1 rRNA gene is annotated in these 1,627 nt (G+C 49.4%); it reads left to right on the top strand.

The features are described from left to right. Positions 1-135 precede the first annotated feature (135 nt). Positions 136-1,627, top strand: a 23S ribosomal RNA gene (locus AAEZ00_RS20505); the annotation flags it as partial.

The following is a 1,627-nucleotide window of genomic DNA, read 5'->3' on the forward strand; positions in this document are numbered from 1 at the left end:
ACACTGTTTAAGTGTCTTGAATATTCTAAAAAACTAAGGCGAGTCCACTTCCTACCCGGAGGTGAGACAAGTAAAAACCAGCTGGTCATGATATGACTCAGAGGTTCACGCAAGTGAAACTCATTTGGGTTGTATGGTTAAGTGACCAAGCGTATACGGTGGATGCCTTGGCAGTCAGAGGCGATGAAGGACGTAATAACTTGCGAAAAGCGTTGGCGAGCTAGTAATAAGCATTTGAGCTAACGATATCCGAATGGGGAAACCCGGCCACATAAGTGGTCATCATAACGTGAATACATAGCGTTATGAGGCGAACCTGGGGAACTGAAACATCTAAGTACCCAGAGGAAAAGAAATCAACCGAGATTCCCCTAGTAGCGGCGAGCGAACGGGGATTAGCCCTTAAGTCTATGGGGTGTTAGTGGAATGTGTTGGAAAGCACAGCGGCACAGGGTGATAGCCCCGTACATGAAAACTAACCGTAGATGAAAACGAGTAAGGCGGGACACGTGACATCCTGTTTGAATATGGGGGGACCATCCTCCAAGGCTAAATACTCCTGACTGACCGATAGTGAACCAGTACCGTGAGGGAAAGGCGAAAAGAACCCCTGTGAGGGGAGTGAAATAGAACCTGAAACCGTGTACGTACAAGCAGTGGGAGCGGTTCTTGAGACCGTGACTGCGTACCTTTTGTATAATGGGTCAGCGACTTACATTTTGTAGCGAGGTTAAGCGAATAGCGGAGCCGTAGGGAAACCGAGTGTTAACTGCGCGTTTAGTTGCAAGGTGTAGACCCGAAACCGAGTGATCTAGCCATGGGCAGGTTGAAGGTTGAGTAACATCAACTGGAGGACCGAACCGACTTATGTTGAAAAATGAGCGGATGACTTGTGGCTGGGGGTGAAAGGCCAATCAAACTCGGAGATATCTGGTTCTCCTCGAAAGCTATTTAGGTAGCGCCTCGAGCGAATACCATTGGGGGTAGAGCACTGTTAAGGCTAGGGGGTCATCCCGACTTACCAACCCTTTGCAAACTCCGAATACCAATGAGTACTACTCGGGAGACAGACAGCGGGTGCTAACGTCCGTTGTCAAAAGGGAAACAACCCAGACCGTCAGCTAAGGTCCCAAAGTGTATGTTAAGTGGGAAACGATGTGGGAAGGCTCAGACAGCTAGGATGTTGGCTTAGAAGCAGCCATCATTTAAAGAAAGCGTAATAGCTCACTAGTCGAGTCGGCCTGCGCGGAAGATTTAACGGGGCTAAACATACCACCGAAGCTACGGGTGCATTTCATTAGAAGTGCGCGGTAGAGGAGCGTTCTGTAAGCGGTTGAAGGTGAAGGGGTAACCCACACTGGACGTATCAGAAGTGCGAATGCTGACATGAGTAACGATAAAGGGAGTGAAAAACTCCCTCGCCGAAAGACCAAGGGTTCCTGTCCAACGTTAATCGGGGCAGGGTGAGTCGACCCCTAAGGTGAGGCCGAAAGGCGTAATCGATGGGAAACAGATTAATATTTCTGTACCTTCACTAACTGCGATGGAGAGACGGAGAAGGCTAGGCTAGCGCGGCGTTGGTAGTCCGCGTTTAAGGTGGTAGGTTGTATTCTTAGGCAAATCCGGG

It is taken from the genome of Shewanella sp. S1-49-MNA-CIBAN-0167, from assembly GCF_040310145.1.
GTDB classification, from domain to species: domain Bacteria; phylum Pseudomonadota; class Gammaproteobacteria; order Enterobacterales; family Shewanellaceae; genus Shewanella; species Shewanella psychromarinicola.